Here is a 7,273-nt window from a genome sequence, read left to right on the forward strand (position 1 = left end):
TCTCCTAGGTCCCTAGCCCAGCCGGGGCTTGATCTGCTCGGTGAAGAAGGTCCGCTTCTGCTCGTCCGTCAGGTGGCAGGCGGCGCTGCGGCCGGGCGGCAGCTCCGGGCGGTCGACGGTGCAGGAGAGACCGCCCGCGACCTGTTCTGCGAAGTCGCACCGCGGGTGGAAGGCGCAGCCGCCGGGCGGGGAGAGCAGGCTGGGCGGAGTGCCGTGGATCGGCGTGAGCTCCTCGTTGACGTCGCCGGACAGGCGCGGCATCGACGTCAACAGGCCCCAGGAGTACGGGTGTTGCGGGCGCCGCAGGACGTCCTCGACCGTGCCGCGCTCGACGGCCCGCCCGCCGTACATCACCAGGATGTCGTCGGCGACGTTGCCGATGACGCCGAGGTCGTGGGTGATGAAGATGATCGCGGAGCCGAACTCCTGCTGGAGGTCTTTGAGAAGGTCGAGGATCTGTGCCTGCACGGTCACGTCGAGCGCCGTCGTCGGCTCGTCGGCGATGAGCAGGTCGGGGTTGCAGACGAGCGCCATCGCGATCATGGCGCGCTGCCGCATGCCGCCGCTGAACTGGTGCGGGTAGTCCTTCGCGCGCGTCCTGGCGTTCGGGATGCCGACCTTGTCGAGCATCTCCACGGCGCGCTCGTGCGCCTCCCGCTTGGAGGCGCCCTCGTGCTTGCGGTAGGGCTCGGCGATCTGGCGGCCGACCGTGTAGTACGGCGAGAGCGCGGTGAGCGGGTCCTGGAAGATCATCGCCATCTTGTTGCCGCGCAGCGACTCCAGCGTCTTCTGCCGGGCCCCGGTCAACTCCTGCCCGTCGAGGAGGATTTCGCCCGACACCTCGGTGCTCGCCGGGTTGTGGAGGCCGAGGATCGACAGGTTCGTCACCGACTTGCCGGAGCCGGACTCGCCGACGATGCCGAGGGTGCGTCCGCGCTCCAGCTCGAAGGAGAGCCCGTCGACGGCCTTGACGGTGCCGTCCTCCGTGGCGAAGTGGACGTACAGGTCGCGGACGCTGAGGAAGGCGTCCTCGCCGCCGCGCGGTGCGGGTACGTCCGCTTCCTTGGTCAGGGTGGTCATGGCCGGGATCTCCTAGGACAGGCGCACGCGCGGGTCGATGAACGCGTAGACGGCGTCCACGATGATGTTGAAGAGGATGATGAAGGTCGCGGCGAAGAGCATCACGCCCATCACCATCGGGAGGTCGGTGTTCTGCACCGAGTCGACGGCGAGCGTCCCGAGGCCCGGCAGCGAGAACGTCCACTCCGTGATCATCGCGCCGCCGAAGAGCGACCCCAGGTCGACGCCGAAGATGGTGACGATCGGGATCAGCGAGCCCCGCCAGGCGTATCGGAAGAAGACCGTCCGCCCCGACATCCCCTTCGCCCTCGCGGTGCGCACGTGGTCCTCCTGGAGCTGTTCGATCATCGAGGAGCGCGCCAACCGCGTGTAGTTGGCGGTGAAGATGATCTGCACGACGCACCAGGGGATCAGCAGCCCCATGAACCAGCCGGCCGGGTCCTCGGTGAGCGGCACGTACTGCGGCTGGTCGAGGAGTTCGAGGTTGTAGACGACGAGCGCGAGGACGAGCGGGCCGATGAAGTAGATCTGCATCGAGCTGAGGACGAGCGACCCCGTGGAGAACGCCTTGTCGAGCAGCGTGCCCTTCTTGTGCGCGGCGATCATGCCGGCGCCGAGCCCGATGACGAGGAAGACGACGGCGCCGCCGACGGTGAGCGAGACCGTCGTCGGGAAGCGGTCGACGATGGTCCCCCAGACCGGGTCCGAGTTGGCGAAGGAGTAGCCGAAGCACGGTGCGGGACACGGGCCTTGGGCGAAGTCGCGGCCGGTGACGATGCCCGACATGAACTCCCAGTACTGCTGGGGCACCGGCTTGTCGAGCCCCAGGTTCCGGTGGATGACCTCCAGCGCGTCCGGCGTGCAGTTCTTGCCGCAGGCCAGCATCGCCGGGTCCCGGGGGACGGCGTAGAAGAGGAAGAAGGTGACGGCGCTGATGATCAGCAGGATCACCACGGCGCCGAGCGACCGGCGGATCAGGAATCGCAGCATGGCAGAACGCAGCTCTCGTGCGGCGGCGGGATCGGGGACGGACGGTGTGTACGGGGGCGGCGGGCGCCTCCGGGGCCCTGCCCGTGGGGGCGGGTCCCGGAGGTGCCGCACCGGCCGAACTCGGCGGCCGGCGCCGCTGCTTCACGCGTCGGGCGTTACTTCTTGACGTACAGCTTGTGCGGCATGAGGTCGTGAAGCTGCTCGTCGAAGTAGACTCCGCCGATCTTGGAGCCGTGGAGCTGGACCGCCTTGTAGTACATCAGCGGCACCTGCGGGGTGTCCTCCTTGAGGATCTTGTCCGCGAGCTTCATCCACTCGTCGGCCGCCTCGTTGGGGTTGGAGATCTGGGAGATGCGGTCGATCTCCTTGTTGGTCTCCGGGTTGTCGTAGTGCGAGTAGTTCGACGCACCGTCCTGGATCTGGCGGCCGTCGTAGAGCGGCGGGATCACGGTCGAACCGCTCGGCCAGTCGGCGCCCCAGGACGTGTGGTACATGTCGTACTTGTTCTTGATCTTGCCGACCTGGTCGTAGTAGGTGTCCGCGATGATGTCCTTGCGCTGGACGTCGAAGCCGACCTTCTTGAGGTTGTCGGCCGCCGCCACCGAGAAGTTCTGCCACTCGGGCGCGTTCTGGTAGGCGAAGGTGAGCTTCATGCCCTTCTTGCCCGACTCGTCGAGGAGTTGCTTCGCCTTCTTGAGATCGCCCTGCGGCTTGGAGATCTTGTTGAAGGGGTCGCTCTGCTTGTGGCCGACGAGCGTCGGGCTGTAGTAGTTCCCGGCGGGCTTGCCGCCGCCCGCGCCGCCGAAGGCGGAGATCAGGGACTGCGCGGGGAGCGCGTAGGCGATGGCCTGGCGGACCTTCTTGTCCTTCAGCCGGCTCATGTTGAGGTTGATGACGCCCACGTAGGACTGGTAGCCCTCGACCGAGCGGTCCTTGACCTTCTTGTCGGTCCGCACCTGGTCCATGCTGGAGGCGTCGACCTGGTTGCTGAAGCTCACGGCCGTCTGGTTCTCGCCCGCGTCGGACATCAGCCGCTTCGTGGAGTCCTCGAAGGAGACCCCGAACTGGATGTCGAAGGCGTCCGGGTACTGGTTGCGGGCCGCGTCGGTCTTCGGGTCCCACTCCTTGTTCCGGACGAGCTTCATCGACTTGCCCGACTTGAACGAGGCGATCTTGTAGGGACCGGAGACGACCGGTTTCTTGTCGTACTTCTCCTTCGTGTCGCCTTCCTTCTGCACGGCAGCGTAGCCGGCCATCGCCAGCGCGTACGGCAGCTCGGGCTGCGGCTTCTTGAAGTGGAAGACGATGGTCTTGTCGTCCGGCGTCTCCAGGACGTCGTCCGGCAGGTGCTTGCCCTTGTACGGGCCGCCGGGGAGCAGCTTGCGGTAGCCGGTGCCGTTCTCACCGGCGAGCCACTGCTGGAGGAAGACGGGGCCCTCGGCGATGAAGTCGGCGAACTGCCGCTCGAAGGTGTGGCGTATGTCCTTCGAGGTGATCTCGGAGCCGTCCTCCCACTTCACTCCGTCCTTGAGGGTGTACGTCCACGTCTTGCCGCCGTCCGACTTCTTGCCCGAGTCGGTGGCGAGGTCGCCGACGACCCGGTAGTCGTCGTCGCCGACCTTCTTGTACGTCGTCAGGCCGCGGTGGATGAGGGTGGCGAGCGAGCCCTCGTCGCTGACGTAGATCTGCGCGGGGTCGAGGTGCGCGAAGCTGTCGCGCTGGAGGACCTTGATGGTGCCGCCCTTGGTGGCGTTCTTGTCGAGATCGCCCGCAGGACCCGTGGACTGCTTCGCGTTGCCGAAGGTGTAACTCACCTCCTCGCCCTGCTGCTTGGCCTTCTCGTCCGAGGAGCCCCCGTCGTCCCCGCCGCCTCCGCTGCTGCAACCGGTGAGGATCAGCGCCCCCGCGGCGACGGCCGCGAGTGAGGCGCGCAAGCCTTTCGTGCTCACTCTGCTCATAGGTGTCTGCACCTGCCTGTCGTATCCATCGCTGCCGGACTGCCTCGGTGCGGGGCGGCAGCAGCCTCCCGCAACTCGGACGTCATCGACCCGACTTGGGGTCGAAGGCGTCCCTGACCGAGTCCCCGAGCAGGTTGAACGCGACGATGAAGAGCACCATCGCACCGCCCGGGAAGAACATGTAGGTGATGTCGCTCTGGTAGACCTTGGCGCCGGTGGCGAACATCCGGCCCCAGTCGGGGGTCGGCTCCAGCATTCCGACGCCGAGGAAGGAGAGCCCCGCAATGCTGGTGACGAAGTTCGGCAGCATGTACGTCGACTGCACGAGGATCGGCGTGACGACGTTGGGAAGCAGCTCCTTGCGGACGATCCGCGAGGGCGGCGTCCCCGCGACCTTCGCCGCCTCGATGAACTCCCGCTCCCGCAGCGAGAGCACCTGGCCGCGCAGCAGCCGCGCCAGGGTCATCCAACCCAGCAGCCACATCACGTAGATGAGCACGCAGGCGCGCATCCAGGTCGGCATCTCGTCCTGCTCGTTGACGAAAAGCGCCCCGATGACAGGGGTGAAGGCGATGAAGAAGAGCTGGTTGGGGAAGGACATCATGAGGTCGGTGAGGCGGCCGAGGAAGTAGTCGGTCCTTCCGCCGAAGTACCCGCCGGCGACGCCGATCACGATCGCGGTGAGCACCGAGAGGATCGTGATCGCGATGGCGAGCCCGAGCGAGGTGCGCATCCCGTAGACGAGCTGCATGAAGACGTCGCGCCCGAGGTCCGGCTCAAGGCCGAACCAGTGTTCCCCGTCGATGCCGCCGTTCGGCTTGACCGGGTAGCCGTTCTCGTTGAGCAGGCCCGGCGTGATCTGCCCGTACCGGGTGTACGCGTCCTTGCCGTAGAGCTTGGAGACCAGCGGGGCGCAGAGCGCGACGAGGAAGAAGAAGCCCACGACGCAGGCCGACACGACACCGACCCGGTCGCGCTTGAACCGCATCCACATCAGCTTGCCGGGCGACCGCCCGGTCAACTCACCGTTTTTCGCGCCCCGTTCGGCGTCGACGCCCTCGGGGCCCGGGGTCTCGGCACCGGCCAACGCAGCCTGGGAAGGACTTGTCATCGCGTGAGTGCCCCCGCGCTCAATTCTCTTAGGAGCCCGTATCGTTGAGGCGATCACGTGATGCGGGCGAGTGGGTTGAGCGGGACTTTGGCAAGCCAATTAGCTTGCAGTCAAGGGGTGTTGGGCGCTACGAGCAGACCTCGCCCGCATCTTGAGCGAAGGTTGTGCAGATCGAACCCCTTACGTGCTTGACAACGCGCGTAGAGTCCGGGCGAACCAGGGCAAGACCGGCTCCAACCCCGTTTTACGCGGGGGCAACTCGACCGTCGCAGCACCGATATGCGGCAACGGCATCCTGAAGTACGTGCGGCCGTGCGGGTGCCGTAACCGACCGGGGCGGAGGCTTTCCTTCCGCCCCGGCCGGGACCCCGCGGGGCCTCCGCCCCGACGTGCCCCGGCGCAACGGCCCGCCTCGCCACGGTTGTTGTGAACCGCCGCTCACGGGTAGATCTAGTGCACCGCACGTCCGCACCAACGGGGGGCCGAGAGCTTTGGGGCAAGAAAGAACACTCGCGCGCGGAGCCCGGATCTTCGGCTCCGTCCTCCTCACCGTGCTCGCACTGGTGAGCCTCGGCTGGATCGTCCGCGACCTCACCCAGGCGGACAAGACGGTGGACGTCTGGTGGATGTGGACGGGCGCGGTCCCGCGCGCCGAGGGCGGCGTCTGGGTCACCTCGTTCCTCGAACCGACGCTGCTGCTGACGTACGCCGTCTCCGCGGTGATGGCGGTGCGCTCCTCCGCCGCCGCCGGCGTCCTCACCTCCGTCGGCCTCACCACCGTGCTGCTGCGCATCCCCGGCCTGTGGATTCCCAACGCCAACTGGACGCAGGGCGTCGACGAGGGCCTCCAGACCCAACTCCTCTTCGCCACCATCGGCATGGTCGTCCTGGGCGCCGCGCTGGTCGTCACCGCCGCCACGGGACGCCGCCCGATCGAGCCCGACGGCGCCCCGCCCGCCGGCCCCGCCGACGAGCCGGCCGCGCTCCCCACCCGCGGCGGCGGCACCACGGCCTTCCTCGTGCTCGCCGCCGCCGGACTCGTCGTCGCAGCCTGGGAGGTGCAGAGCTGGTACGAGATCGGCTGGGAGTACTACAGCCGCAAGCTCACCGGCGAACGGAGCACCGTCACGCTCCTCGCGGTCCCGCCCGGCTGGTTCGCCTGGGCGCTGGTGCTGCTCCTCCTCGTCGCCGGCTGCACCGCCGCAGCGAGGGCGCGGTTCTCGCGCGCGATGGGGCTCGTCCTCTCGGCACCGCTGCTCGGACACGGCGTCTTCCCGCTCGCCTACGCGGTCAAGATGCGGCTCCTCGAGAACTTCTCCGAGCTGAGCACCCGCGAGCAACTCCTCCTCGCCAGCATGGCGTTCGAGGTCCTCGCCGGCCTCGTCGCACTCCTCGCGCTTGCCCGCCGCGCGGAGCCCGAGGACCCACCCGCCTTCTTCGACGACCCGCCCGGCATGTACCAACCCCCGCCCACGGGCGGCTACGGCCAGCCGAGCCAGGGCTACCCGGCCTCCTCCCCCGACCCGTACGGACGTCCGGCACCGCACAGGCCGCCCGGCTGGTGACCTTTCGCACGCGGCCTACCCCGGCGTCACCGACCGCCGCTCCGCCGCGAAGTGGCAGGCCGACGGGTGGTGGACCGCGCCCGTCGCCTGCTCCATCGTCTCGGGGACCTTCAGCTCAGGGTCGTCGACGACGCACCGCTCCTGCGCCTTCCAGCACCGCGTACGGAAGTTGCACCCCGAGGGCGGGTCGGCCGGGGAGGGCACGTCGCCCTGGAGGACGATCCGCTCCCTGCGGGCCTCGGCCTCGGGGTCCGGCACGGGGACGGCGGAGAGGAGTGCCTGCGTGTACGGGTGGGTGGGGTGCTCGTAGATCTCCGCCTCCGTGCCGATCTCCACGATGCGGCCCAGATACATGACGCCGACGCGGTCGGAGAGGTGCCGCACGACGGAGAGGTCGTGCGCGATGAAGAGATAGGCGAGCCCGAACTCGTCCTGGAGCCGTTCCATCAGGTTCACCACCTGCGCCTGCACCGAGACGTCGAGCGCCGAGACCGGCTCGTCCGCCACGATGATCTCGGGACGCAGCGCCAACCCGCGGGCGATGCCGATGCGTTGGCGCTGTCCGCCGG

General features: G+C 68.2%; 5 protein-coding genes and 1 pseudogene. 1 reads left to right on the top strand and 5 read right to left on the bottom strand.

Features of this window, described 5'->3' with window-relative positions; genetic code table 11:
• Window positions 1-12: 12 nt before the first annotated feature.
• From F603_RS0106765 to F603_RS0106780, 4 genes are all read right to left on the bottom strand, one after another.
• Entirely contained in the window at window positions 13-1,080 is a 1,068-nt protein-coding gene (locus F603_RS0106765; RefSeq protein ID WP_019545253.1) for an ABC transporter ATP-binding protein, read from the bottom strand.
• Window positions 1,081-1,092: 12 nt separating this feature from the next.
• Window positions 1,093-2,070 (bottom strand): ABC transporter permease, encoded by a 978-nt coding sequence (locus F603_RS0106770; RefSeq protein ID WP_019545254.1) that lies wholly within the window; start codon window positions 2,068-2,070, stop codon window positions 1,093-1,095.
• Window positions 2,071-2,225: 155 nt separating this feature from the next.
• The gene (locus F603_RS0106775) at window positions 2,226-4,028 is read right to left on the bottom strand and encodes an ABC transporter substrate-binding protein (RefSeq protein ID WP_211231025.1); all 1,803 of its coding nucleotides are present in this window, start codon (window positions 4,026-4,028) and stop codon (window positions 2,226-2,228) included.
• 82 nt (window positions 4,029-4,110) lie between these two features.
• A complete protein-coding gene (locus tag F603_RS0106780; RefSeq protein WP_026328198.1) occupies window positions 4,111-5,139 on the bottom strand; it encodes an ABC transporter permease in 1,029 nt (342 codons plus the stop codon).
• 491 nt (window positions 5,140-5,630) lie between these two features.
• On the opposite strand from F603_RS0106780, the gene F603_RS0106785 reads away from it, so the two are divergent.
• Window positions 5,631-6,704, top strand: a complete 1,074-nt coding sequence (locus F603_RS0106785) for a hypothetical protein (RefSeq protein ID WP_019545257.1) — start codon at window positions 5,631-5,633, stop codon at window positions 6,702-6,704.
• On the opposite strand, the pseudogene F603_RS31760 reads toward F603_RS0106785, so the two are convergent.
• Window positions 6,641-7,273, bottom strand: a pseudogene (locus F603_RS31760) (oligopeptide/dipeptide ABC transporter ATP-binding protein); the annotation flags it as partial. The gene F603_RS0106785 and the pseudogene F603_RS31760 overlap by 64 nt on opposite strands.

The sequence above is a fragment of the Streptomyces sulphureus DSM 40104 genome, assembly GCF_000381025.1.
GTDB classification, from domain to species: Bacteria; Actinomycetota; Actinomycetes; order Streptomycetales; family Streptomycetaceae; genus Streptomyces; species Streptomyces sulphureus.